23 protein-coding genes, 1 other RNA gene and 1 pseudogene are annotated in these 25228 nt (G+C 69.2%); 18 read left to right on the forward strand and 7 right to left on the reverse strand.

What is annotated here, in order from left to right; genetic code table 11:
• Nucleotide 1 precedes the first annotated feature (1 nt).
• A complete protein-coding gene (gene dusB, locus ABQJ54_RS10475) occupies nucleotides 2-988 on the reverse strand; it encodes a tRNA dihydrouridine synthase DusB (RefSeq protein ID WP_367854236.1) in 987 nt (328 codons plus the stop codon).
• A gap of 55 nt (nucleotides 989-1043) precedes the next feature.
• Here dusB and ABQJ54_RS10480 point away from each other — a divergent pair, with 55 nt between their 5' ends.
• Both ABQJ54_RS10480 and ABQJ54_RS10485 read left to right on the forward strand, forming a co-directional pair.
• The gene (locus ABQJ54_RS10480; RefSeq protein WP_367854237.1) at nucleotides 1044-1664 is read left to right on the forward strand and encodes a hypothetical protein; all 621 of its coding nucleotides are present in this window, start codon (nucleotides 1044-1046) and stop codon (nucleotides 1662-1664) included.
• Nucleotides 1665-1786: 122 nt separating this feature from the next.
• Nucleotides 1787-3565 carry a GGDEF domain-containing protein gene (locus tag ABQJ54_RS10485; protein WP_367854238.1) on the forward strand — a complete coding sequence of 593 codons (1779 nt, stop codon included), beginning with the start codon at nucleotides 1787-1789 and terminating at the stop codon, nucleotides 3563-3565.
• A gap of 1 nt (nucleotide 3566) precedes the next feature.
• On the opposite strand, the gene ABQJ54_RS10490 is transcribed toward ABQJ54_RS10485, so the two are convergent.
• Nucleotides 3567-4853, reverse strand: coding sequence for a nucleoside permease (locus ABQJ54_RS10490; RefSeq protein WP_367854239.1), 1287 nt, complete (start codon nucleotides 4851-4853; stop codon nucleotides 3567-3569).
• Between the two features lie 155 nt (nucleotides 4854-5008).
• Between ABQJ54_RS10490 and ABQJ54_RS10495 the strand changes: the two genes are divergently transcribed.
• The gene (locus ABQJ54_RS10495; protein ID WP_367854240.1) at nucleotides 5009-5638 is read left to right on the forward strand and encodes a homoserine/threonine efflux transporter; all 630 of its coding nucleotides are present in this window, start codon (nucleotides 5009-5011) and stop codon (nucleotides 5636-5638) included.
• Between the two features lie 303 nt (nucleotides 5639-5941).
• On the opposite strand, the gene ABQJ54_RS10500 is transcribed toward ABQJ54_RS10495, so the two are convergent.
• The 5 genes and pseudogenes from ABQJ54_RS10500 to ABQJ54_RS10520 all read right to left on the reverse strand — a co-directional run bounded on the left by ABQJ54_RS10500 (nucleotide 5942) and on the right by ABQJ54_RS10520 (nucleotide 10582).
• Entirely contained in the window at nucleotides 5942-6535 is a 594-nt protein-coding gene (locus tag ABQJ54_RS10500) for a uracil-DNA glycosylase family protein (RefSeq protein ID WP_367854241.1), read from the reverse strand.
• Entirely contained in the window at nucleotides 6532-7905 is a 1374-nt protein-coding gene (locus ABQJ54_RS10505; RefSeq protein WP_367854242.1) for an FAD-binding oxidoreductase, read from the reverse strand. The genes ABQJ54_RS10500 and ABQJ54_RS10505 overlap by 4 nt, the downstream gene beginning before the upstream one ends.
• Nucleotides 7906-7972: 67 nt before the next feature.
• A pseudogene (locus tag ABQJ54_RS10510) lies at nucleotides 7973-8244 on the reverse strand (integrase core domain-containing protein); the annotation flags it as partial.
• A 29-nt stretch (nucleotides 8245-8273) separates the two neighbouring features.
• Entirely contained in the window at nucleotides 8274-8630 is a 357-nt protein-coding gene (locus ABQJ54_RS10515; RefSeq protein ID WP_367854243.1) for a YraN family protein, read from the reverse strand.
• Nucleotides 8630-10582: a penicillin-binding protein activator gene (locus tag ABQJ54_RS10520; RefSeq protein ID WP_367854244.1), complete on the reverse strand. Its 1953-nt coding sequence runs from the start codon at nucleotides 10580-10582 to the stop codon at nucleotides 8630-8632. The genes ABQJ54_RS10515 and ABQJ54_RS10520 overlap by 1 nt, the downstream gene beginning before the upstream one ends.
• Before the next feature lie 84 nt (nucleotides 10583-10666).
• Here ABQJ54_RS10520 and rsmI point away from each other — a divergent pair, with 84 nt between their 5' ends.
• From rsmI to ABQJ54_RS10595, 15 genes are all read left to right on the forward strand, one after another.
• Nucleotides 10667-11494: a 16S rRNA (cytidine(1402)-2'-O)-methyltransferase gene (rsmI, locus tag ABQJ54_RS10525; RefSeq protein ID WP_367854245.1), complete on the forward strand. Its 828-nt coding sequence runs from the start codon at nucleotides 10667-10669 to the stop codon at nucleotides 11492-11494.
• An 86-nt stretch (nucleotides 11495-11580) separates the two neighbouring features.
• An RNA gene (gene rnpB / locus ABQJ54_RS10530) (RNase P RNA component class A) lies at nucleotides 11581-11943 on the forward strand.
• A gap of 81 nt (nucleotides 11944-12024) precedes the next feature.
• Nucleotides 12025-12198: a hypothetical protein gene (locus ABQJ54_RS10535; protein WP_367854246.1), complete on the forward strand. Its 174-nt coding sequence runs from the start codon at nucleotides 12025-12027 to the stop codon at nucleotides 12196-12198.
• Between the two features lie 67 nt (nucleotides 12199-12265).
• On the forward strand, nucleotides 12266-12712 hold the full coding sequence (gene mraZ / locus ABQJ54_RS10540; RefSeq protein ID WP_367854247.1) for a division/cell wall cluster transcriptional repressor MraZ: 447 nt from the start codon (nucleotides 12266-12268) through the stop codon (nucleotides 12710-12712).
• A gap of 46 nt (nucleotides 12713-12758) precedes the next feature.
• Nucleotides 12759-13694, forward strand: a complete 936-nt coding sequence (rsmH, locus tag ABQJ54_RS10545) for a 16S rRNA (cytosine(1402)-N(4))-methyltransferase RsmH (RefSeq protein ID WP_367854248.1) — start codon at nucleotides 12759-12761, stop codon at nucleotides 13692-13694.
• Entirely contained in the window at nucleotides 13691-13963 is a 273-nt protein-coding gene (gene ftsL / locus ABQJ54_RS10550) for a cell division protein FtsL (protein WP_437343340.1), read from the forward strand. Before rsmH ends, ftsL begins: the two co-directional genes overlap by 4 nt.
• On the forward strand, nucleotides 13960-15822 hold the full coding sequence (locus tag ABQJ54_RS10555) for a peptidoglycan D,D-transpeptidase FtsI family protein (protein WP_367854249.1): 1863 nt from the start codon (nucleotides 13960-13962) through the stop codon (nucleotides 15820-15822). The genes ftsL and ABQJ54_RS10555 overlap by 4 nt, the downstream gene beginning before the upstream one ends.
• Nucleotides 15819-17309 carry a UDP-N-acetylmuramoyl-L-alanyl-D-glutamate--2,6-diaminopimelate ligase gene (locus ABQJ54_RS10560; protein ID WP_367854250.1) on the forward strand — a complete coding sequence of 497 codons (1491 nt, stop codon included), beginning with the start codon at nucleotides 15819-15821 and terminating at the stop codon, nucleotides 17307-17309. Before ABQJ54_RS10555 ends, ABQJ54_RS10560 begins: the two co-directional genes overlap by 4 nt.
• The gene (locus tag ABQJ54_RS10565) at nucleotides 17306-18673 is read left to right on the forward strand and encodes a UDP-N-acetylmuramoyl-tripeptide--D-alanyl-D-alanine ligase (protein WP_367854251.1); all 1368 of its coding nucleotides are present in this window, start codon (nucleotides 17306-17308) and stop codon (nucleotides 18671-18673) included. The genes ABQJ54_RS10560 and ABQJ54_RS10565 overlap by 4 nt, the downstream gene beginning before the upstream one ends.
• A complete protein-coding gene (gene mraY, locus ABQJ54_RS10570; protein ID WP_367854252.1) occupies nucleotides 18663-19763 on the forward strand; it encodes a phospho-N-acetylmuramoyl-pentapeptide-transferase in 1101 nt (366 codons plus the stop codon). The genes ABQJ54_RS10565 and mraY overlap by 11 nt, the downstream gene beginning before the upstream one ends.
• A 1-nt stretch (nucleotide 19764) precedes the next feature.
• On the forward strand, nucleotides 19765-21003 hold the full coding sequence (gene ftsW / locus ABQJ54_RS10575) for a putative lipid II flippase FtsW (RefSeq protein ID WP_367854253.1): 1239 nt from the start codon (nucleotides 19765-19767) through the stop codon (nucleotides 21001-21003).
• Nucleotides 21000-22076 carry an undecaprenyldiphospho-muramoylpentapeptide beta-N-acetylglucosaminyltransferase gene (gene murG, locus ABQJ54_RS10580; RefSeq protein ID WP_367854254.1) on the forward strand — a complete coding sequence of 359 codons (1077 nt, stop codon included), beginning with the start codon at nucleotides 21000-21002 and terminating at the stop codon, nucleotides 22074-22076. Before ftsW ends, murG begins: the two co-directional genes overlap by 4 nt.
• Nucleotides 22073-23518: a UDP-N-acetylmuramate--L-alanine ligase gene (gene murC / locus ABQJ54_RS10585; protein WP_367854255.1), complete on the forward strand. Its 1446-nt coding sequence runs from the start codon at nucleotides 22073-22075 to the stop codon at nucleotides 23516-23518. The genes murG and murC overlap by 4 nt, the downstream gene beginning before the upstream one ends.
• Nucleotides 23518-24486 carry a D-alanine--D-alanine ligase gene (locus ABQJ54_RS10590; protein ID WP_367854256.1) on the forward strand — a complete coding sequence of 323 codons (969 nt, stop codon included), beginning with the start codon at nucleotides 23518-23520 and terminating at the stop codon, nucleotides 24484-24486. Before murC ends, ABQJ54_RS10590 begins: the two co-directional genes overlap by 1 nt.
• Nucleotides 24483-25226: a cell division protein FtsQ/DivIB gene (locus tag ABQJ54_RS10595; RefSeq protein ID WP_367854257.1), complete on the forward strand. Its 744-nt coding sequence runs from the start codon at nucleotides 24483-24485 to the stop codon at nucleotides 25224-25226. The genes ABQJ54_RS10590 and ABQJ54_RS10595 overlap by 4 nt, the downstream gene beginning before the upstream one ends.
• The last annotated feature ends 2 nt before the right edge of the window (nucleotides 25227-25228 follow it).

Raw genomic sequence — 25228 nt, forward strand, 5'->3', positions numbered from 1 at the left:
ATCAAGCAGCCAGGCGCTCGCCGACCGACAGCGCGGCGAAATAGTCGCGGGTCAGCCGGAGCTGTTCGGCCGCGGTTTCCGCGCGGTTGACCACCCCGCGGAAGGCGGCGTTCTCCAGGCGATCCTTGGCGTACCAGCCCAGGTGCTTGCGCGCGATGCGCACGCCGGCCTGTTCGCCATAGAAGGCGTAGAGGTGTTCCAGGTGGCCGAGCAGGATCGCCGCCACTTCGGCCGGCGTCGGTTCGGGCAGCTGTTCGCCGGTGGCGAGGTAGTGGGCGATCTCGCGGAAGATCCACGGTCGGCCCTGTGCGCCGCGGCCGATCATCAGCGCATCCGCGCCGGTGGCGTCGAGCACGTGCCTGGCCTGCTGCGGTGTCGCGACATCGCCGTTGGCGAACACCGGGATGCGGACGCTGGCTTTCACCGCGGCGATGGTCTCGTATTCGGCCTCGCCTTCGTACTTGTCGGCGCGGGTGCGGCCATGCACGGCGAGCGCGGCGATGCCGGCGTCCTCGGCAATGCGCGCGATGGCCAGCGCATTTTTGTTCTGGCGATCCCAGCCGGTGCGGATCTTCAGCGTCACCGGCACCTCCGCCGCCTCCGCCACGGCCTTGCAGATGCGCGCCACCAGCGGCTCGTCCTGCAGCAGGGCGGAGCCGGACCACACGTTGCACACCTTCTTCGCCGGGCAGCCCATGTTGATGTCGACGATCTGCGCGCCGTTGGCCACGTTGAAGCGCGCGGCCTCGGCCAGCATCGCCGGGTCGTAGCCGGCGATCTGCACGCTCACCGGCTCGGGCTCGCCCGCGTGGTCCATGCGGTGCAGCGACTTGCGTGTATGCCAGAGGCGCGGGTCGGCCGTTGTCATCTCGGACACGGCCAGGCCCGCGCCCAGCCGCTTGCACAGCAGGCGGAACGGCTTGTCGGTGACGCCGGCCATGGGGGCCAGCGCCAGCGGCGGGTCGATGCGGTACGGGCCGATCTGCATGCGGGTATTGTACCCGGCCGACCTTTTGGACCCGATGAACCGACGGAGGCACTGCATGAGCACCACCCGGCGCCAGCGCGCATGGATGTTTTTGTCACTGTTGCTGGTGCTGCCGATGGCGGCGCTGGCGCACCACGATCATGGCGACAAAGGCAGCCGCGGGCTGCGCAATGTCACCGTGCTGATCGTGCGGCATGCCGAGAAACCGGCCTCGGGCAATGGCCTGAGCTCGCAGGGCGAGCAGCGCGCCCAGGCTTACGCCAGCTATTTCGACCCGCTGCGGCTCGATGGCCAGAGCCTGCTGCCGGGACGGCTGATCGCCACCAGGGACAGCAAGGCCAGCATCCGGCCGCGCCTGACGCTGACGCCGCTATCGCAGCGTCTTGGGCTGCCGATCGAGCAGCCGTATGCCGACGCCGACGTGGACAAGCTGGTGAAGTCGCTGGGCAAGGACAACCAGGCGCCGGTGGTGCTGATCGCCTGGCACCACGGCCACATCGACAAGCTGATCGAGGCTTTCGGCGGCGACGCCAAGGCCATCACCGGCCGCAAGTCGTGGCCGGGCGACGTCTATGACTGGCTGGTCGTGCTGCGCTTCGACGACCATGGCCGGCTGCTGGCGCCGCGCAGCCAGCTGGTGCAGGAGCATCTGTTGCCTGGCGATGGCGCCGGCTGACACGCGGCAGTGGCGAAATGCGGGGCGCTCGGCGTCCAGCCGTCGTGCCGGCGGCGAGTGTGACGGTCACCCGGAAAAGCTATGATCACGGCGAGAGGCACTTGACAGGGAACGGGCTTCGGATGTTTCGGGGGGCATGGCTGGGTCTGCTGCTGACGCTGATGGCGATGCCTGCTGTCGCGGCGTCCATGAATGCGTTCCGCGAGCGCGCCGTGACCGATCCGCACGGTTTGATCGCCGCGGTCCGCCAGCAGCTCGACCACGCGGGCGCCAACCTGCCGCCGGCGCGCGAGCGCGAGCTGTTGTGGGGCATGGGCACGGCCGCGATCAACAGCAACGACGATGCGGCGCTGGCTGAAGCCACGCTGCGCCTCAACAGCCTGGCCGCGGTGACGCACGATCCGGTGGCCGCGGCGGCCGCGGGTTTCCTGCAGGCGCGCCATGACATCGCCAATGGCATCAGTGCCGGCCTGGGCGAAGCCCTGCAGGCGGCGAACAAGGTGCTGGGGCAGGCCGATCCCGGGATCGTGGCCTGGGCACGCTACCAGTTCTGCGACGCCTACACCCTCGACGACAAGCCGGACAAGGCTATTCCGCTGTGCCAGCAGGCGCTGGCGGACTATCGCGCACTGGGCGACGAGTTCGGCATGGGCGATGCGGAGAACGACACAGGCCTCGCGCTGGCCACGCAGGACAAGGTGGACGACGCAGCCGCCGCCTACAAGCGTTCGCGCCAGCACTACGCCAGGGCAGGGGCGGATCAATTGGTGGTGCTGGTGGGCGACAACCTGGCGAAGATGTATCTCAAGCAGGGCCGCCCGCGCGAGGCGATGGCGTTGTCGCAGGCCTCGCTCAAACAGGAGCTGGCCGCCGGCCGCGTCAGCGATTCGCTGGACTCCACCACCGACATCGCGCTGGCCGAGGCGGCGCTGGGCCTGCATCGCCAGGCCTACGCGCGGATGCGCGATGCCGTGGCGCGCGCACGCAAGGCCGGCATCAACGGCCAGTTGATCGGCATGCTGCAGGTGGAGAGCCGGATGGCCGAACAGGTCGGCGACCTGCGCCAGGCCTTGGCCGACGAGCGCGAGGCATCGCGGCTCAACAACCAGGCAGAGACACCGGCGCAGCGCGTCGTCGAGGCCGAACTGGAGCAGCGCTATGCCACCCGCGAGAAGGAGCTGCGCATCAGCGAGCTGGAGCATGCCAACGAGCTGAAGGACTTGCAGCTCAAGGCGGCGGAGGCTGACGCTGCGCGCCGGCGCGAGCAGCAGCAGCGGCAGCGCCTGGCCAGTGTGACGATTGCCTTGCTGGCGGCAGCCTTGCTCCTGATCGTCGGCCTGCTCGTGCTGCTGCTGCGCGCGCAGCGCCGGCATGCCGCCGAGCTGCAGGCGCAGACCTTGCGCGATCCGCTGACCGGCATGGCGAACCGGCGCGCGTTCCAGCAGCGTGCCACCGAGCTGCTGCACCATCCGCGCGAGGAGCACGCAGCGCCGCACGTGCTGTTGCTGATCGACATCGATCATTTCAAGAGCATCAACGACAGCATCGGGCACCTGCAGGGCGACCGGGTATTGCGGCTCCTGACCGATTACCTGCGCACCGCGGTGGACGACTCCTGTTTCGTGGCGCGCATCGGCGGCGAGGAATTCACCGTGCTGTGCCCGCGTGCCGGCTTGGCCGCAGGCATGCGCCTGGCCGAAGCCTTGCGCACGGGGGTGGCCGCACTCGTCCTGCCGAAGGACCTGCCGTTGACCAAACTGACGATCAGCATTGGTGTGGCGCAGTTCGATGGCGCGCGCTGCCATGACCTGTCGAGCTGGATGCGCGCCGCCGACCTGGCCCTGTACGCGGCGAAGTCCGGCGGCCGCGACCAGGTGGTGGCGAGCAAGCTGGCCGGCTGACTCAGTGTGTGGGCACGATGCGGCCGGCGGCGGCCGGGTCGTGCCGGTGCTTGAACAGCGGCACGAACAGCAGCGCCATCACCAGTGCATAGCCGGCGAAGGCCAGCCAGATGCCGTGCCAGTCCTTGCAGATCAGCAGCGCATCGTTGCAGGCGTGGTTGGTGAAGAAGTGGTCGATCACGAAGCCGGCGATCAGGCTGCCCAGCACCGCGCCGACGCCGTTGGTCATCAGCATGAACAGGCCTTGCGCGCTGGCGCGGATCTTCGGGTCGGCCTGGCCCTCGACGAACAGCGAGCCGGAGATGTTGAAGAAGTCGAACGCCATGCCGTAGACGATGCACGACAGCACGATCATCCATAACCCGCCGAGGGGATCCGGGTTGCCGAACGCGAACAGGCCGAAGCGCAGCACCCAGGCCAGCATGCTCATCGTCATCACCGCCTTGATGCCGAAGCGCTTCAGGAAGAACGGGATGGTGAGGATGAACGCGGTTTCCGAGAACTGCGAGATCGAGATGATGATGGTCGAGTACTTCACCGTCAGCAGGTTCGCGTAGGCCGGCACCTTGACGAAGTCGCTGAGGAAGGCGTCGCCATAGGCATTGGTGAGCTGCAGCGCCGCGCCCAGCAGCATCGCGAAGACGAAGAACACCGCCATGTTGCGGTTCTTGAACAGCACGAACGAGGTGAGGCCGAGACGATCCGTCAGGCTGCGGCTGTGCGCGGCATCGAGCCTGGGCGGGCACTTCGGCAGGGTGAACGCATACAGGCCCAGCAGCAGCGAGGCGCCCGCGGCCACGTGGAACTGCGCCGGAGACGCCTTGAAGCCGAGCAGGCTGGTGGTCCAGGTGGCGGCGATGAAACCCACCGTGCCCCACACGCGGATCGGCGGATAGGTGCTCACCACGTCCAGCCCTTCCTGCTTGAGCGCGTTGTACGCCACCGTGATCGAGAGCGAGATGGTGGGCATGTAGAAACACATGTACAGCAGCACCACCCAGAACATCTGCTGCGGGTCGGCCGCATGCGGTATCGCGAACAGCACCAGCGCGCCCACGATCTGGAACAGGCCGTACAGGCGCTCCGCGTTGATCCACTTGTCCGCCACGATGCCGGCCAGCGAAGGCATGAACAGCGAGGCGATGCCCATGGTCGAGAAGATCGCGCCGAAGCTGGTGCCCGACCAGTGCAGGGTCTGGAACCACCACGTGCCGATGGTCAGCAGCCAGGCGCCCCAGATGTAGTACTGGAAGAAATTCAGGATGACGAGGCGGAGCTTGAGGCTCATGGATGCGGATTCCCCTTTCGGCCGGGGACGATCCCGTGGCCATGCTGCTTGGAATCGGGCCAGATTAGATGAAGCTCCGGCAAGGCAGCAAGGCGCGGTGCATCGCACTGTTGCGGCTAAACTGCGCTTCCGCCATCCCGTCCGGAGCGTGTTGCATGAGCCTGTTCCTGACCATCGCCGTGGTACAGCTGATCGCCCTGATGAGCCCGGGCCCGGATTTCTTCTACGTCTCGCAGACCGCGGTGAGCCACTCGCGCCGCGAGGCGCTGGCTGGCGTGGCGGGTATCACGCTGGGCGTGGCGGTGTGGGCTGCGCTGGCGCTGCTCGGCCTGCAGCTGCTGTTGCACCGGCTGCTGTGGTTGGAGCGCGCGATCGCGGTATGCGGTGGCGCCTACCTGTGCTGGATGGGGCTGAAGATGCTGCGCGGCGCACTGGCTGTGCCTGCTGGCGGCGTGCCGGCGCATGCGGTGCGATTGGCCAATGGCCCCTGGCGCGCGCTGCGCAGCGGCCTGTTCACCAATCTCGCCAACCCCAAGGTGGTGGTGTATTTCGGCAGCATCTTCTCCGCTTTCGTGGGCGACGGGCAGAGTGCCTGGGCGCGCTGGGGGCTGTGGCTGATGGTGGTGGCCGAGACGCTACTGTGGTTCGCCCTGGTGGCCGGCGTGTTCGCGCTGCCGGCGATGCGCCGCGGCTACCTGCGCCTGCGCCGCTGGATCGACGGCTGCGCCGGCGCGGTATTCATGCTGTTCGGGCTGCACCTGATCTTCGCGCGCCGCACGGGTTGAAGGCGCGCTCCCGGTAATGCGTGTGGTGTTAGCCCTGCGGCCACACCGTCGCTGTTGACTACGAGGTCGTGGCATGGAGCCGCGGCTTGCGGCCCTTCGCTCGCTCCGACGTGGCCGAACCACCTCACTCTCGCCGCGTGCTCCGTCTCCCCTCGCCGTCATTCCGGCGCAGGCCAGAATCCAGTAGCAGGGGCGACGGGTCTTCGCGACAACCATGCATTGCTTCACTGGATTCCGGCCTGCGCCGGAATGATGGTCTGCAAGGGGACCGTCATCGGATGTCGAGAGACGGCCGGGCGGTTCCTAACGCAATGCCATGGCCACCTGCCGGCGCAGCTCCGGCAGCAGTTCCGTTTCGAACCATGGATTGCGCGCGAGCCACAGCCGGTTGCGCGGGCTGGGGTGCGGCAGCGGCAGCGCGCCGCGGGCGAGGTGTTCGCGCCAGGCCAGCACGGTATCGGTGAGCGTGCGTCCGCGCCGTTCGCCGAGCAGGCCGGCCTGCGCGTACTGGCCGATCGCCAGCGTCAGCCGCACCTGCGTGAGGCGTGGCAGCAGCAGCGGATGCCAGGCGGGCGCGCATTCCGGCCGCGGCGGCAGGTCGCCACCCTTGCCGGTGCCGGGAAAACAGAAACCCATCGGCACGATGGCGATCTTTCCCGCGTCGTAGAACGTGGCGTGATCCACGCCCAGCCATTCACGCAGGCGATCGCCGCTGACGTCGTTGAACGGGATGCCGGTCTCGTGCACCTTGCGTCCCGGCGCCTGGCTCACGATCAGCAGCCGCGACTGCGGCGACGCCTGCAGCACCGGGCGCGGCCCCAGCGGCAGGTGCGCCTCGCACAGGCGGCAGGCGCGGACGCGCGCCAGCAGTTGTTCGAAGGATTCCAGTCCGCTCACGGCAACAGCTTGCCCGGATTGAGGATGCCGTCGGGATCGAACGCGGCCTTGATGCCGCGCATCAGGTCCAGCGTGGCGGCCGGCAGCGCCAGCGGCATGAACTCGCGCTTGACCACGCCGATGCCGTGTTCGCCCGAGATCGTGCCGTCCAGCGCGATCACCAGCGCGAACAGCCCGGGCAACGCGGCGTAGGCGCGTTCGATCTCGTCCACGTCGCGCGGCAACAGGTTCACGTGCAGGTTGCCGTTGCCGGCGTGGCCGAAGCTGACGATGGGCACGGCGTGTCTCGCGGCCAGCTGCTTCACGCCATCCACCAGCTCGGGCAGGCGGCTCACCGGCACCACCACGTCCTCGTTGATCTTGTGCTGCGTGGCGGCGCGCTGGGCGAAGGAGAGCGCCTTGCGTGCGGCCCATAGCGCGCGGGTCTGTGCCTCGTCGCGGGCCACCTCCAGTTGCACCAGCCCATCCACGCGTGCGGCGGATTCGACGGCGGCGACCGCGCTGTCCAGCGCATCCTGGGCGCCGTCCAGCTCGATCATCAGCAGCGCCTCGACCACCGGTACGCCGGCCTCGGGCTGGTGCTCGCGAGCCAGCTTCAGCGCCAGCGCATCCATGAACTCCAGCGCACAGGGCGTGGCCGGCTGCGCCATGATGCGCGCCACTGCCCGCGCCGCCGCCGCGGTGTTGCGATACGAGGCGCGTAGCGTGCGCACCGCCAAGGGTTTCGGCGTGAGCTTGAGCGTGGCCTCGGTGATCAGTGCCAGCGTGCCTTCCGAACCGATCAGCAGGCGCGTGAGGTCGTAGCCGATCGCACTCTTGGTGGTCTGCGTGCCGCAGCGAAAGCTCTCGCCGTTGCCCGCCACGGCGCGGAGGCCCAGCACGTTGTCGCGGGTCGAGCCGTATTTCACCGCGTGCGGTCCGGAGGCGTTGCAGGCGAGGTTGCCGCCCGCCGTGCACCACGGCGCCGAGCCCGGATCGGGGGGCCAGAAGAAGCCGTGCGGCGCCAGCGCCAGCTGCAACGCCTCGTTCGTCACGCCCGGCTCCACCACGGCGAGGCGGTTGTCCGGATCGATGCGCAGGATGCGGTCCATGCGCATGAAGTTCGCCGCCACGCCGCCTTCCAACGGCACCGAGGCGCCGGTGGAACTGGTGCCGCCACCGCGTGCGGTGATCGGTACGCGATGCTCGCGGCAGGCATGTACCAGCGCTTCCACCTGCGCGTGCTCCGTCGGGAAAACCACCGCATCCGGCAGCGTGTTGAGCCGCGAGTTGTCGCCGGCGCAGGCGCGGCGTTCGGCTTCGGCCGTGGACACGGCGCCGGACGGGAAGGCTTCGTGCAGAAAGTCCAGCAGGGTGGAGGGCAGTGGCATCGCGGCAGTTTAACGCTGTGCACACGACGGGTACGCGTGACCTTTCCCCCAGTAGCCGTACCTACGGTCACTGAGAAAGCCCAAGGTTGAAGGGTGCCGTGTGTTGGCATGTCGTGCACGATGACGAGCTGCAAACCGAGCGGGCGGGATATGCCCACAACGGCTGTGCGGTCGTGTTGCGTTGCAGGCACGCCGCCGGTCCGCGATCGCATCGCGGGCTCGGCCCGGCGATGTGAGCCAGTGCTCGTTCAGGCATTCGTCGCGGAACTTGCCGCTGGAGCTTTCGATGCAGCCGCTCTGCATGGGGCGCTCCGGTTCAATGAGAAGGTGCTCGACGCCGTATCGCGTGAATGCTTGCCAGCTACGCTTCAGTCGGCTTCAAACGCCGCGCGCAGCCATTGCATGCGCGCATCGGCGGCCTGGCCGTCGTAGCTCACCACGTCGAAGCGGCAGGGGCGCTGTGCGTGTTGCGGATGGGTGGCCAACCATAATTGCGCGGTGCGGACCAGCTTGTCCCGCTTGCCGCGGGTGACCGAGGCGAGCGCGTCGCCGTGGCCGGCACGCGCGCGGTAACGCACCTCGACGAACACCACGGTGTCGCCGTCGAGCATGACCAGGTCGAGTTCGCCGTGGCGGGTGGTGTAGTTGCGCGCCAGCAGTTTCAGGCCGGCGCGTTCGAGTTCGGCACTGGCGCGCTGCTCGAAGGCGGCACCGGTGTCGCGCATCAGCGGGTCGAGGAAGCGGGGGCCGGTTGCGCGCTGCTGGCCGGGGCCGGTGTGCTGGTTGCCGGCGTGGGCAGGTCGTCGACCTGCAGGCTGCCGCCCAGCGGGCGCGCGAGGCCGTTCTGGAACTTTGCCCAGATCAGCACGCGGCGGATGCGGCCGAACTGGTCGGCGGTGAGCTGGCCGCTGGCGCCGGGCAGATAGCTGCCGGGGTGGTTGCGCAGCCAGTCGAGGTAGGGCACCAGGTTCCACGCATCCATGCCGAACGCGAACAGCCGTGCATTGCCGTCGCGCGCGGCGGGCAGCAGGGTGGCGATGTCGTCGTGGCGCGGCAGGCCGGGCTGGGCGTCGAACAGCCATGGCGCATCGCAGAACTCCACGCCGTTGAGATCGCCGTCCGCGGTGGGATTGTCGGAGCCGGCGTAGACGTGCGAGGTGGCGAACACCGGCAGCGCGATCCTGGCGATCTGCAGCTGTGGCAGCAGCAGGCGCGCCTGGTTGGGGCGCATGCTGATGAAGATGCCGGTGTCACTCGCGGGGGCACCGGCGACGGCGCCTGTACTGGCGCTGGCAGCGGGAGCGGAGGCATCGGGCGTGCTGGTGGCGGGAGCGGCGGTGGCGGCGGTGACGGGCAGGTGCAGGCTGGCGATCAGGTTCGCGTAGTTCGTGCCATCGGCGGGCAGGGTGGCCATACCCGCCACATCGCCGCCGCGGGCGAGCAGCTCGGCCTTGAACGCGTTGGCCGCACGTTGGGCGAAGTCGTCGCTGGAGATCACCACGTAGGCCTGGTGCACGCCGCGTTCGATCATGTGATCGGCGGCCTGGGCACCTTCGGTTTCCGGTAGCAGGCCGAACTCGCTGGCATTGCTCGCGGGGAGCTGCCGGTTGTCCGGGTGGTTCAGCGCCAGCACCGGTACCGGCAACTTGGCTTGCGCGAACAGCGCGGCCACCGCGCCGCGGGTGAGCGGGCCGACCACCAGTTGCGCACCATCGGTCGCAGCCTGCTGGTAGGCCTTGATCGCGCCGTCGGAACTGCCCTGCGTGTCGTAGATGCGCACCGAGGCGCGCGGCGCGTGGGTGCGGGTGCTCTCGGCGTAGGCGGCGAAGAAGCCCTCGAGAATCGCATTGCTGGCAGCGGAATAGACGCCATCCTCGGGCAGTAGCAGGGCTACGTGGGCTGGCATCTTGTAGCCCTCGCGCACGTCGGCACCGGTGCCCGGCAACAGGGTGCCGACCGGCTGCTGCAGCGACGGCGGCGCCTGGGCTACGGTGACGCCGAGCTGGGTGAGCGCCTCGTTGGTCCACGACAACATGCGGTCGTCCGGCTTCATCGCGGCGGCGCGCTGCTTGAGCGAAGCCACGTCCAGCTGGGTCAGCTGGGCGAGGATCTGCTTGCGGTTTTCCGCGCGATCCAGCCCTTGCAGGTGGTCATCCATCTGCACGCGGGTGCGGGCGGCGCCCCAGTGGTCGCCCGTGGCGGCCTGGGCGCGGGCGCGCAGTTCGTACAGGCGCGCCTGCAGCTTGTCCGGCACGGCAACGGAGGGCTGGGTGGTGAGCCGGAGTGCGGTAGCCGCATCGTGGTTGCGCAGCGCGAGATCGGCGCGCAGCAGGTCGAAACGCACGGTATCGTCGCCCTGCAGGTTGGCGCGCCTGATCTGCGCCAGGGTGGGTGCGGCCGCTTCGATCCGGCCCTCCTCGCGCCAGGCTTCGGCCGCCAGCAGCTGGTAGCGGTCGGCATGGCCGCCGTATTGCGCGGCCAGCGCGAGGTAAGCCTGTGCGGCCTGGTCGAACTGGCCTTGCCGGGCCAGCGATGCGGCACTGTCCGATGCGCTGATTTCAGCAGGCGAGCTCTTCGTGTTGCCCGGGACGCAACTGCTCAGGGCCAGCGTGGCGGCCAGCAACAGGATCGGACCGAGGGCGGGCAGGGATGGCCGGGGGACGGGGCGCAGGCGCATCGGAAGTCTCTTGTCGGTAATCGCGGCGAGTGTGCGCGATGATAGCCGATCGTTTCCGTGACTCGGGTCCGCAGGAGCTTGCACATGTCATCCGTCCAACCCGGCTGCCTGTGGGTGGTCGCCACGCCGATCGGCCATCGCGACGATTTCTCCGCACGGGCGATCGCCACGTTGCGCGAGGTGGCGGTGATCGCCGCCGAGGACACTCGCCACAGCCGGCCGTTGCTGCTCCATCACAACGTTGCCACGCCGCTGGTTGCGCTGCATGAGCACAATGAGCGCGAAGTGGTGGATGCCATCGTGCGACGATTGCAGGGCGGTGAATCGGTGGCGCTGATTTCCGATGCGGGCACGCCGCTGATTTCCGATCCGGGGTTCCGCCTGGTGCGCGCGGCGCGGGCGGCGGGCATCGGTTGCGCGCCGGTGCCGGGCGCCTGCGCGGCGATCGCCGCCTTGTCGGTGGCGGGCCTGCCCAGCGACCGTTTCGTGTTCGAGGGTTTCCTGCCGCCGAAATCCGCGGCGCGCCGTGCACGCCTGCAGGAACTGGCGGGTGAGCCGCGCACGCTGGTCTTCTACGAATCCTCGCATCGCGTCGCCGAAAGCCTGGCCGACATGCGTGCGGTGTTCGGTGAAGAACGCGAGGCGGTGCTGGCACGGGAACTTACCAAGATGTTCGAGACGGTGATCGGCGAGCCGCTGGCGCAGCTCGCCGAGCGCGTGGCGAACGATCCCGACCAGCAGCGCGGCGAATGCGTGCTCCTGGTTGCTGGTCGCGGCGAGGAGGCGGATGCGAAGCTCGCCGAAGGGCAGCGCATCTTCGCCATCCTGCGCGAGGAACTGTCGCCGGCGAAGGCCGCGAAGCTGGCTGCCGCGATCAGCGGTGCGCCGCGCAAGGCGCTATACGAAGGGTAGGGGCGCACCCTGTGCGCGACTGTGCTGGCGCCTGATCGAAGCAAAAGCCATCGCGCACAGGGTGCGCTCCTACTACAATGACCGGCGGAGTCGGCCGGACAGTCGCGTCGCGCGCAAGCGCGTCGAGGAAAGTCCGGGCTCCACAGGGCAGGGTGCCAGGTAACGCCTGGGCGGCGCGAGCCGACGGCCAGTGCAACAGAGAGCAGACCGCCGATGGCCCGCAAGGGCACAGGCAAGGGTGAAAGGGTGCGGTAAGAGCGCACCGCGTACGGGGCCAACGCCGTGCGGCACGGTAAACCCCACTCGGAGCAAGACCAAATAGGGGAACGATAACGCGGCCCGCGTTGTTCCCGGGTAGGTTGCTGGAGCCAGGCGGCGACGCCTGGCCGAGAGGAATGACTGTCGCGCCGCAAGGCGTACAGAACCCGGCTTACAGGCCGACTCCACCTTTCCCGTCCATGCCCCGGCGCACACGTGCGCCGGGGCATGTGCATGTGGCTGGGGTATGGCGACGAGGTGAACGGAGGTTCATGTCACTGCCGGCCATGGCGGGCATGAGCGTGACGATTCGCGCCAGCCGGCGCGCAACTCGTTTCGCAAAAATTTCCCTGCATTCAAGCACCTTGGGGATGTTCCTCAGAAAGTGCTGGAAACGCAGTCATAACTTCGCCTTTCTCCTTGATTCACAAGCAAAAATCCCTTGACAGTCTCAGGGGGCGAGACTATCGTGGTTTTCAGTGTGAAATCGTGGGTTTTCGTGGAGTCTGTTGCGTGTTCCAGGGCGAGACCGCCATCACCGTCGACGACAAGGGCCGACTGGCCATACCGACCGCGTACCGCGAGTTGGTGGCCGGCGCCTGCGTGAACCGTCTGGTGATCACCTACAACCCGTTCGAGCCGGGCTGCCTGTGGCTGTTCCCGCATGCCGAGTGGGAAAAGGTGCGCGACCAGGTCAACGCGTTGTCCAAGGTGGTCAAGGCGCACCGCGACATGCAGATGAAGATCGTGGGTGCCGCCGCGGTGGTGGAACCCGACGGTGCCGCGCGCATCCTGCTGCCGGCCAGCCAGCGTGCGACCACGGGCATCGAGAAGAAGGCGGTGCTGCTGGGCATGGGCAACAAGTTCGAGCTGTGGAGCGAACAGGCTCACCTGGCCAAGATCCGCCAGACCATCGGCGAAGACGAAATCACCAACGACATGGCCGCATTGCAGCTCTAGCGCGGTGCGCGGGTTTGCAGGCGGGTTACGGGACGGGAGGTGCGGCATGGCCGAGTTGCGGCACATCCCGGTAATGCTGGATGAAGCGGTGGAGGGCCTTGCCGTGCAGGCAGGCGGGCGTTATCTGGATGGCACCTTTGGACGCGGCGGACACGCACGCGCCGTGCTGTCGCGCCTGGGCTCCGCCGGACGGCTGCTGCTGATGGACCGCGACCCGAAAGCCATCGCCGCGGCGCGGGACGCATTCGCCGCCGAGCCGCGCGTGGCGATCCGCCACGCCAACTTCGCCAGCCTCGCCGAATGGGACGAGACCGCTGCCGGCCTCGACGGCGTGCTGCTGGATCTGGGCGTGTCCTCGCCACAGCTGGACGAAGCCGCGCGCGGCTTCAGCTTCATGGCCGACGCGTCGCTGGACATGCGCATGGACACCACGCAGGGCGAGAGCGCGGCGGACTTCCTCGCCCATGCGCCCGAGCGCGAGATCGCCGACGTGCTCTGGCAGTTCGGTGAAGAGCGCTTCAGCCGCAAGATCGCCCGCGCCATCGTGGAGCGTCGCGCGGAAAGCCCGCTTACCCGCACCGGCGAGCTGTCCGCCCTGATCGAGCGAGTGGTGGGTCGGCGCGAACCGGGTAAGCACCCTGCCACGCGCAGCTTCCAGGCCTTGCGCATCCACGTGAACGGGGAGCTGGATGCCGTGCGGCGCGGGCTGGACGCCGCGCTGGCGCGGCTGAAGCCCGGCGGCCGGCTCGCCGTGATCAGCTTCCACTCGCTGGAAGACCGCATCGTCAAGCAGTTCATCCGCGACCATTCCGGCCGCGTGCAGGGCAGCCGGCGCGGTCCGCCGCAGGCCGCGGCGCCAGCCGAGCTGGCCGCGGTAGGCAAGGCGCAATTCCCCTCCGAGGCCGAGCTCGCCGTGAATCCGCGCGCCCGCTCGGCCGTGCTGCGGGTGGCCGAGAAACTGGCGCAGGCGGGCCACGCATGAAGATGATCCAGACCATCCTCATGCTCGCGCTGCTGGCCGCCGTGATCGCCAGCGCGATCAGCGTGGTGTGGGCGCGCCACGAGAGCCGGGTGCTGTTCGTCAATCTGACCGCGTTGCAGAACCAGCGCGACGACATGAACATCGAGTACGGCAAGCTCGAGCTGGAGCAGGCCACGTTCGCCGAGCCGCGCCGCATCGACGAAGAGGCGCGGCAGCAGCTGGGCATGGTCGATCCGCGTCCGCAAGATATCCGGTTGCTGCGCCGATGAAGTGGCGCGACCGCACGCGTCCGCAGCCGCAACGCGCCACGTCGTCGCCGAGCCGTCGTCGCGGCGCCGGCCCCAGTGCGCGCAAGCGCATGGTGGTGGTGGTGGGTGTGCTCGGCCTGGTCTCGCTGGGTCTGGTGGCGCGCGCGTTCGACCTGCAGGTGGTGCGCAAGCAGTTCTACCAGAAGCAGGGCGACGCGCGATTCCTGCGCGAGGTGCCGATCCCGGTGTCGCGCGGCACCATCTTCGACCGCAACGGCGAACCGCTGGCGGTGTCCACGCCGGTCACCTCGATCTGGGCCAACCCGGCCGAACTGCTGGCCAACGACGACCGCATTCCCGAACTGGCCAAGGCGCTGGGCGGCAACGCGACCGACATCCAGCGCTACCTGGAGCAGCGCGCGAACCGCGAGTTCGTCTACCTGCGCCGGCAGATGCCGCCCGAGGCGGCGCAGGCCGTGCTCGACCTCGACATTCCCGGCGTCAACGGCCAGCGCGAATTCAAGCGTTTCTACCCGTCGGGCGAAGTCACCGCGCACATCCTCGGCTTCACCAACATCGACGACCACGGCCAGGAAGGCCTGGAGCTGGCCTACGACGACTGGCTGGCCGGCAAGCCCGGCGCCAAGCGCGTGATCCGCGACGGCAAGGGCCACGTGGTGGAGGACCTGGAGCAGGTGCGCGCCCCCAAGCCGGGGCAGAACCTCACGCTCAGCATCGACCGCGGCATCCAGTTCCTCGCCTACAACGAGCTGAAGAACACGCTGGACAAGTTCAACGCCGCCTCCGGTTCGATGGTGGTGATGGACGTGCACACCGGCGAGATCCTGGCGATGGCCAGCCTGCCCACCTTCAACCCGAACGCGGTGACCGGCAGCAAGCCGGCGCAGCGCCGCAACCGCGCGGTCACCGACGTGGTGGAGCCCGGCTCCACCATGAAGGCGTTCACGCTGACGGCGGCGCTGTCCAGCGGCAGGTACACGCCGACCGGCCCGATCATCGATACCGGCAAGGGCCACTGGTTCTTCTACGGCCACGACATCCGCGACGACGACCCGAACGGGCTGCTTACCCCGACCGGCGTCATCACCCGTTCCAGCAACGTCGGCGCGGCGAAGATCGCCATGACGCTCGACACCTCGCTGATGTACGACACCTTCCGCGCCTTCGGCTTCGGCAACAGCACCGGCAGCGGCTTTCCGGGCGAGGCTTCGGGCTACCTCAAGATCGGCCGCGACTGGCGCCCGCTGGAAAAGGCGATCATGGCCTACGGCTACGGCCTGAACGTCACGCCGCTGCAGCTGGCCAACGCCTACGCCACCATCGCCGACGGCGGCGTGATGCATACGCCCACCTTCATCAAGGGCGACGACAGTCCGGGCAAGCAGATCATCTCGCCGCAGGTGGCGCACGAGCTGGTCAGCATGCTGGAGACGGTGACCGGCCCCGGCAGCACCGGCGCCAAGGCGCGCATCGCGAACTACAGCGTGGCGGGCAAGACCGGTACCTCGCACCAGGCGATCGCCGGCGGCTACTCCAAGAACACCTACAACTCGCTGTTCGCCGGCATCGTGCCGGCCAGCAACCCGCAACTGGTGGCCGTGGTGGTGGTCAACGGCACCACCAAGGGCGGCTACTTCGGCGGCACCGTGTCGGCGCCGGTGTTCTCCGCGGTGATGGACGGCGCCCTGCGCCTGCTCGACATTCCCCCGGACAACATCGGCCGCTGGTACGTGGGCGGTCCGCTGCAGGGCAATGGCGGCCTGGTCGGCAGCCAGCAGCCGGTGAAGCCGGCCGCCAACGACGTGCCGATCAACGAGGCGCCGGTCGACGAGGCGCCCACGGAAGGAGCCATGCCATGAGCACTGGCCACCTCGACCAGCTGCTGCTGGGCCTCGCCGACGCGCCGCTGGCAGCTACGCCGGGGGCGGCGCGCATCGTGGTGTCCGGCTTGACCCTGGACTCGCGCAAGGTGCGGCGCGGCGATGCCTTCCTCGCCTTGCGCGGCACGCAAAGCCACGGCATCCAGTTCGCCGCCGCCGCGGTGCAGCGCGGCGCGGAAGTGGTGCTGGCCGAGGCACCGGTGGTGGAGGGCGTGTCGCTGGACGTGCCGGTGCTGTGGATCGAGGGCCTGCACGGCCTGGTCGGCGAGATCGCTGCGCGTTTCCACGGGCGGCCTTCCGAGACGCTGCGGGTGATCGGCGTCACCGGCACCAACGGCAAGACGTCCACCGTGCAGCTGCTGGCCCAGGCGCTGACGTTCCTCGGCCACCGCGCCGCCAGCATCGGCACGCTGGGCGCGGGCCTGCACGGCCGGCTGCGCGAAAGCGAACGCACCACGCCGGACGCGATCAGCGTGCACGACCTGCTGGCGGAATTCCGCGATGCGGGCGCCACCCACGTGGCGATGGAAGTGTCCTCGCACGCGCTGGAGCAGGGGCGGGTCGGCGCGGTGGATTTCGAGGTCGCCGCGTTCACCAACCTCACCCGCGACCATCTGGACTACCACGGCAGCATGGAGGCCTACGGCGCAGCGAAGGCGAAGCTGTTCGCCTGGCCCGGGCTGCGCGCCGCGGTCGTCAACAGCGACGACGCGTTCGGTGCCGAGCTGCTGCAGCAGTTGCCGGCCGGTGTGCGCGCTCTGCGCGTGAGCGCGCGGGGCGATGCCGCCGCGGACGTGGCGGCGAGCAACGTGGTGAGTTCCGCCGAAGGCCTGGCCTTCGTGCTGCGCACGCCCTGGGGCACGCATACGCTGAAGAGCCACCTGCTGGGCCTGTTCAACGTGGCGAACCTGCTCACGGTGGCGGCCTGCCTCGGCGCGCTGGACGAACCGTTCGACCGCATCGTGGCCGCGCTGGAGAACCTGCAGCCGGTCAACGGCCGCATGAGCCGGCTCGGCGGCCGCCACGGTTTGCCGCTGGTAGTGGTGGATTACGCGCACACGCCCGATGCGCTGGAGCAGGTACTGAGTGCGGTGCGCGCGCATTGCCGCGGACGGTTGATCTGCGTATTCGGCTGCGGCGGCGAACGCGACGCCGGCAAGCGCCCGCTGATGGGCGCGATCGCGGCGCGGCTGGCCGACGTAGCGATCGTCACCGACGACAACCCGCGCGGCGAGAACGGCGATGCCATCGTGGCGCAGATCGTGGCCGGCATGGGCGCGGCGCGCGAATACGGCGTGCAGCGCGACCGCGCCGCGGCGATCGAGCAGGCGCTGGACATGGCCGCGGCCAACGACGTGGTGGTGATCGCCGGCAAGGGCCACGAAACCTACCAGGAGGGCGCGGCCGGCAAGCGTCCGTTCGACGACATGCTGGTCGCGCGCGCGGCCCTGGAGCGGCGCGCATGATGCAGCTCAGCGCCATCGCGATGTGGACCCACGGCCGCCTGCTTGGCGACGATGCCGCGGTGGGCGGCGTCGCCATCGACACCCGCAAGCTGAAGGCCGGCGACCTGTTCGCCGCGTTCAAGGGCGAGCGCGTGGACGGCCACGACTATCTCGCCCAGGCCGCCGCTGCCGGCGCCGCCGGTGCGCTGGTCGCACGCAAGGTGGACAGTCCGCTGCCGCAGGTGCTGGTGGACGACGTGGAGGCGGCGCTCGGCGACCTTGCCAGCGCGGTGCGCGCGCAGCGCCGTGCGCGGGTGATCGGCGTCACCGGCTCCAACGGCAAGACCACGGTGAAGACGCTGACGGCGTCCATCCTGTCGCTGCACGGGCGCACCCACGTCAACACGGGCAGCTTCAACAACGAGATCGGCCTGCCGCTGACCCTGCTTTCGATGCCGGAGGACGCCGAATACGCGGTACTGGAGATGGGCGCAGGCAAGCCCGGCGACATCGCCTACCTCGCCGCCATCGCGCGGCCCGATATCGGCCTCGTCAACCTCATCGCGCCGGCGCATCTTGAGCGCATGGGCAGCGTGGAAGGCGTGGCCGAGACCAAGGGCGCGCTGTACCAGGCACTGCCGGCGGACGGCGTGGGTATCATCAATGCGGACGATGCGTTCGCCGGTTTCTTCGCAGGCCTGGCCGGCGCGCGCCGCGTGCTGCGCTTCGGCCTGGAACACAAGGCCGACGTGGGCGCGGACATCGTGGAGCAGCGCACCGACGGTTCGCTGTTCGTGCTGAGCACGCCCGCGGGCGATGCCGCAGTGAACCTGTCGCTGCCCGGTCGCCACAACGTCGCCAACGCACTGGCGGCGGCATCCATCGCGCTGGCGCTGGACGTGCCGCTGGCCACCATCGTGGCGGGGCTGGAGCAGGCACGTGCGGTCGAAGGTCGACTGCGCCGTGTGGCGTTGCCCGGTGGCTGCACGCTGATCGATGACAGCTACAACGCCAACCCCAGCTCGATGGCCGCGGCGATCGACACGCTGGCGCTGGCGGCGGGCGAGCGCTGGCTGGTGCTGGGCGACATGGGCGAGCTGGGTGCCGATGCCCGTGCGCTGCATGCCGGCGTGGGCGCGAAGGCGCGCGAGCGTGGCGTCGGGCGCCTGTTCGCCGTCGGCCCGTTGAGCGTGGCGGCGGTGGAGGCGTTCGGTGCCGGCGGCGAGCACTACCCCGACAAGGTCGCGTTGATCGATGCACTGAAGGCCGGCCTGCACGGCGACGTGACCTGCCTGGTCAAGGGTTCGCACTCGGCGGGCATGGATGAAGTGGTGCGGGCGCTGGAAGCTGCCGTTGGAAAGGGGGGCGCATCCGATGCTGCTTGAACTCGCGGACTGGATGGCGCGGCACTTCACCACGCTGCACCTGTTCCAGTACATCACCTTCCGCACCATCATGGCCGCGCTCACCGCGCTGGCGGTGTCGCTGCTGCTCGGTCCTGCACTGATCCGCAAGCTGGCGGCGCTGAAGGCGGGCCAGGTGGTGCGCAGCGACGGCCCGCAGACGCATCTCTCCAAGGCTGGCACGCCGACCATGGGCGGCGTGATGATTCTGCTCGCGGTCACTGTCGCCACGTTGCTGTGGGCGGACCTGCGCAACCGCTACGTGTGGGTGGTGCTGGCGGTGATGCTGGCCTTCGGCGTGATCGGTTTCTACGACGACTACCGCAAGCTGGTGCTGAAGGACAGCCGCGGTCTCGCTTCGCGCTGGAAGTATTTCTGGCAGTCGGTGTTCGGCCTGTGCGCGGCGCTGTTCCTGTATCTCACCGCGCCGCATGCGGTCGGCAACGCGCCGGTGGCGGAAACCGCGCTATTCCTGCCGCTGTTCAAGCACGTGGCGATTCCGCTGGGCGTGTTCTTCGTGGTGGTGACCTATCTCATCATCGTGGGCTTCTCCAATGCGGTGAACCTCACCGACGGCCTCGACGGCCTCGCGATCATGCCCACCGTGCTGGTCTCCGGCGCGCTGGGCGCGTTCGCCTACCTCGCCGGCAACCGCGTGTTCTCCGAATACCTGGGCATCCCCTCGATCCCCGGCGCGGGCGAGCTGTCGATCTACTGCGGCGCGCTGGCCGGCGCGGGACTGGGCTTCCTGTGGTTCAACACTTATCCGGCCCAGGTGTTCATGGGCGACGTGGGCGCGCTGGCGATCGGCGCCGCGCTGGGCTGCATCGCCGTGATCGTGCGCCAGGAGATCGTGCTGCTGGTGATGGGCGGCGTGTTCGTGCTGGAGACCGCCTCGGTGATGATCCAGGTGGCCAGCTTCAAGCTCACCGGCAAGCGCGTGTTCCGCATGGCGCCGATCCACCACCACTTCGAGCTCAAGGGCTGGCCCGAGCCCAGGGTGATCGTGCGCTTCTGGATCATCAGCGTCGTGCTGGTGCTGATCGGCCTCGCCACATTGAAGGTGCGCTGACATGTTCGGTTTCGGCACATCGCAGGCAATCAAGCGGCAGGGGCCACGGGGCAGCTACGACCAGTGGCTGCTGGTCGCGCTGGTCGGTCTGGCCAGCGTCGGCGTGGTGATGGTGACCTCCAGCTCGATCGCGGTGGCCGACAGCAGCAAGGACGGTGCGTTCTATTTCCTCAAGAAGGATCTGTTTTTCCTCGCGCTGGGCGTGTTGGCAGCCGGTGTGGCGATGCGCACCGAACTGAAGCTGGTCGAGAAGCGCGCGTTTCCGTTGCTGGGGCTGGCGGTGGTCCTGCTGCTGGCGGTGTTCGTGCCGCACCTGGGCATGCGCATCAACGGCGCGCACCGCTGGCTGAACCTGGTGGTGACCAGCTTCCAGCCGGTGGAGGCGGTGAAGCTGATCCTGGTGGTGTATCTCGCCAGCTACCTGGTACGCCACCGCGACAGCATCGAGACGAAATTCCTCGGCCTGATCAAGCCGATCGCGGTGGCCGGCATCATCGTGCTGCTGTTGCTGGCGCAGCCCGACTTCGGCTCGGCCACACTGGTGATCTCGGTGACCATCGCGATGGTCTGGCTGGGCGGCGCGCGGCCGATCTACCTGTTCGTGATGGGCCTGCCGCTGATGCCGCTGCTGGTGATCGCGGCGACCGGCGAGAGCTACCGCGTGAAGCGCCTCACCTCGTTCATGAATCCCTGGGAGCATCCGTTCACCGACGGCTTCCAGCTCACCCAGTCGCTGATGGCGATCGGCCGTGGCGAATGGACCGGCGTGGGCCTGGGCTCCAGCGTATTGAAGTTGTCCTACCTGCCCGAGGCGCACACCGACTTCATCTTCGCGGTGATCGGCGAGGAGCTGGGCCTGGTCGGCGTGGTGCTGGTGATGGGCCTGTTCGCGCTGGCGGTAGGACGTGGTCTGTACCTCGGCCTCAAGGGCGTCGAGGTGGGCCAGCGCTTCGCCGGCTACATCGCGTTCGGCATCTCGCTGATGCTGGCGATGCAGGCGATCGTTTCGGTGGGCGTGAACCTCGGCGCGCTGCCCACCAAGGGCCTCACCCTGCCGCTGATCAGCTACGGCGGCTCGTCGATGGTGCTGACCTGCGCGATGGCCGGCGTGCTGCTGCGCGCCACCTGGGAGATCAACCGCGCGCTGGATGCGCGGCAGATGGCCAAGCGCATGCCGGAGGCGGTGGCGGCTCCCGACGTGAACGACGCGGCGCGCCCGCGTGAGGCGGCGGTGGCATGACCGCGGCGCAGCGTCCCGTGCTGATCATGGCCGGTGGCACCGGCGGCCACATCTTCCCCGGCCTTGCCGTGGCCGAGACGCTGCGCGCGCAAGGCGTGCCGGTGGCGTGGCTGGGTGCCGTGGGTGGCATGGAGACCAGGGTGGTGCCGGCGCATGGCATCGAGCTGCACGAGATCCGTGTCGGCGGCCTGCGCGGCAAGGGCTGGAAGACACGATTCGCGGCGCCGCTGATGCTGGCGCGCGCGCTGCTGTCCGCGTTTGCCGTATTGCGCAGGCTGAAGCCGCGCAGCGTGCTGTCGATGGGCGGCTACGTGGCCGGTCCGGGGGGGCTGGCTGCGCGCCTGCTGCATCGGCCGTTGCTGGTGCATGAGCAGAACCGCGTGGCCGGTTTCACCAACCGCAAGCTCGCCGTGCATGCGCAGCGCGTGCTGGCGGGCTTTGCCGGTGCGCTGCCGGATGCGGAATGGGTGGGCAACCCGGTGCGCGGCGCGATCGCCATGCTGGCGCTGCCGGCGCAGCGCTTCGCGGGTCGCACGGGGCGTGCCCGGCTGCTGGTGCTGGGCGGCAGCCTCGGCGCGCGCGCGCTGAACCTTGCGCTGCCGCAGGCGTTGGCATTGCTGCCGCCGGAGCGGCGCCCAGAGGTGCTGCACCAGTGCGGCAACCGTGGCATCGACGAGGCGCGCGAGGCGTACGCGAAGACTGGCGTCGAGGCACAGGTGGTGCCGTTCATCGAGGACATGGCGGGCACCTACGGCTGGGCCGATCTCGCGGTCTGCCGTGCCGGCGCGCTGACCCTGGCCGAACTCACCGCAGCCGGACTGGGTGCGGTGCTGGTGCCGTTCCCGCACGCGGTGGACGACCACCAGACCCGCAACGCCGAGGCGCTGGTCGCTGCCGGCGCCGCCGAACTGATACAGGAACGTGATTTGAACGTGGAACAACTTGCGCAGCGTCTGGACGCGCTGCTGGCCGACCGCGCGCGGCTGCTCGCCATGGCCGAGGCCGCCCGCACGCTGGCCAAGCCCGATGCGGCAGCGGTGATCGCACGCGCCTGTCTGGAGGTGGCCGCATGACGCCGCGCAGGCTGCTCGCGCACGAAGACCTGATGACCACGTTCCGCCGTGTGCACTTCATCGGCATCGGCGGCGTGGGCATGAGCGGCATCGCCGAGGTGCTGCACAACCTCGGCTACGCGGTGTCGGGTTCGGACAAGGCGAACTCGCCCACCGCGCAGCGCCTCGCCCGGCTGGGGCTGGTGGTGCACGAGGGGCACGATGCTGCGAACGTGGGCGACGCCGACGTGGTGGTGACCTCCAGCGCGATCCGGCCGGACAACCCGGAACTCGTCGCCGCGCGCGCCGCGCGCATCCCGGTGATTCCGCGCGCGGAGATGCTGGGCGAGCTGATGCGCTTCCGCCGCGGCATCGCGATCGCCGGCACGCACGGCAAGACCACGACCACCAGCCTGGTCGCCAGCGTGCTGGCCGAAGCGAACTACGACCCCACCTTCGTGATCGGCGGCCAGCTCAACGCGGCCGGCGCCAACGCGCGGCTGGGCACGGGCCAGTACCTGGTGGCCGAGGCCGATGAATCGGACGGCTCCTTCCTGCTGCTGTCGCCGGTGATCGCGGCGGTCACCAACATCGATGCCGATCATCTGGAGAACTACCACGGCGACTTCGCCGAGGTGAAGAAGGCCTTTGCCGATTTCCTGCATCGCCTGCCGTTCTACGGCTTGGCTGTGCTGTGTGTGGACGACGCCGAGGTGGCCGAACTGGCGAAGACCACCACGCGTCGCGTGATGACCTATGGCATCGCCACCGCGGATGCCGACGTGCGCGCATCCAACGTGGTACAGCGCGGTTTCGAGATGCATTTCGACCTACACCTGCCCGGCCGCGCCGAGGCGTTGCCGGTGACGCTGAACCTGCCGGGCCGGCACAACGTGCTCAACGCGCTGGCTGCGGCCAGTATCGGCTGGCAGCTGGGCGTAGGCGCCGAGGCGATCGCGCACGCGCTGGCGAACTTCCAGGGCGTGGGCCGGCGCTTCCACCGCCGCGGCGAACTGGCGCTGGACCGGGGCAGCGTGCTGCTGGTGGACGACTACGGCCACCATCCCAGCGAACTGGCCGCGGTGTTCGCCGCGGCGCGCGGCGGCTGGCCGGAGCGGCGTCTGGTGGTCGGCTTCCAGCCCCACCGCTACAGCCGCACGCGCGACCTGCTGGACGACTTCGCGAACGTGCTGGCCGAAGCCGACGTGCTGGTGTTGACGGACGTCTATCCGGCCGGCGAGGCGCCGATCGCCGGCGCCGACGGCCGGGCGCTGGCGCGTGCGGTACGTGCGCGCGGCAAGGTCGATCCCGTGTTGGTCGAGCATCCGCGCGAACTCAAGGACACCCTGCCGGCGCTGCTGCGCGACGGCGACCTGCTGCTCCTGCTCGGCGCCGGCGACATCGGCGCCGCGGCGGTGGAGCTGGCGCAGCTGGGCCAACTGAAGACGAAGGGAGGCGCCTGATGGCCGCCACGACGCATTCTGCATCGCGCATAGCGAACCCCTCGGACTTCGGCCGTGTCGCCGTGGTGATGGGCGGCAGCTCGGCCGAGCGCGAGGTGTCGCTGGACTCCGGCCGCAACGTGTTGGCCGCGCTCAAGGCGCGCGGCATCGACGCGCACGCGATCGACGGTATCCCGGCGCTGCTCGACGCACTGCGCGCCGGCCATTTCGCGCGCGTGTTCAACATCCTGCACGGCCAGCACGGCGGCGGCGAAGACGGCGTGCTGCAGGGCGCGCTGGAGTCGCTCAACGTGCCGTACACCGGCTCGGGCGTGCTCGGCTCGGCGCTGTCGATGGACAAGACGCGCTCCAAGCGCGTGTGGCAGTCGCTGGGCCTGCCCACGCCGAAGTTCGTGGCGCTGCCGCGCGGCGGCGATGCCGCGGCGGTGCATGCGGCGGCGCGCGAGATCGGCTTCCCGCTGATCGTGAAGCCGGCCTGCGAAGGTTCCAGCGTCGGCGTCACCCGCGTGTTCGAGGAGGCGCAGCTGGACAGCGCCGTCGAGCTGGCGGCGAAGTACCCCGGCGACCTGCTGATGGAGACCCTGATCGAGGGCGACGAGCTGACCGTCGGCATCCTCGGCCGCGAGGTGCTGCCGTCCATCCACATCGTGCCGAAGGGCGCGTTCTACGACTACAACGCGAAGTACGTCGCCGAAGACACCCAGTACCTGTGCCCGGGGCTGCAAGGCGCGGCCGAGGCGGAACTGCGCGCGCTGGCGCTGGGCGCATTCGATGCGCTGGGCTGCGCCGGCTGGGGCCGCGTCGACGTGATGCGCGACCGCCAGGGCCGCAACTGGCTGCTGGAAGCGAATACCGCGCCGGGCATGACCTCGCACTCGCTGGTACCCAAGGCTGCCCGCGCCGCCGGCGTCGATTACGAGACGCTGTGCTGGCGCGTGCTCGAAACGAGCTTCCGGGGGGATGCATGAGGGGAAGCGCCCGCCTCGTCGCCTGGTGCCTGGTCGCCGCCCTGCTGGCGCTGCCCATCGTGGGCGTGCTGAACGGCTGGTTCGCGGCCAACCGCTGGCCGGTGACCCAGCTCACGGTGCAGGGCGAGTTCCGGCACGTGGGCATGGAGGAGATCCGTGCCGCCGTGCTGCCGCGGCTGGGCAAGGGCTTCTTCGCGCTGAATCTCGACAGCGTGCAGCAGGCCGTCGCGGCGCTGCCGTGGGTGGAGTCGGTAGAGGCGCGCAAGCGCTGGCCGGACACCTTGCAGCTGCGCGTGATCGAGCGCCAGCCGTTCGCGCGCTGGAACGACAAGCAGCTGATCAGCCGGCAGGGCAAGGTGTTCGAGGCGCCGATCAGCACGGCCGACGCCGCCACGCTGCCCGATCTCGAGGGGCCGGACGACCACCTCGCCGAGGTGGTGAGCTTCTACGCCGACGTGCGCAAGGCGTTCGTCGGCACCCATCTGGTGATCAACGGCGTGGCGCTCACCGCGCGCGGCAGCTGGAGCGTCACCACGGCGACCGGCGCACACATCGTGGTCGGCGACCGCGACCTCGCCGGTACACGGCTGCGCCGCTTCCTCGACGTCTATCCGCAGCTGATGGCCGGCCACGACGAGGGTTTCGTCTACGCCGACCTGCGCTACACCAACGGGTTCGCCGTGCGCTGGCCGCAGCAGGCGCCCGCCACCGCCAAGTCAGGAGCCGTGCGCCGCTCATGAGG

Source organism: Rhodanobacter lycopersici, from assembly GCF_040812335.1.
Classification (GTDB): Bacteria; Pseudomonadota; Gammaproteobacteria; order Xanthomonadales; family Rhodanobacteraceae; genus Rhodanobacter_A; species Rhodanobacter_A lycopersici.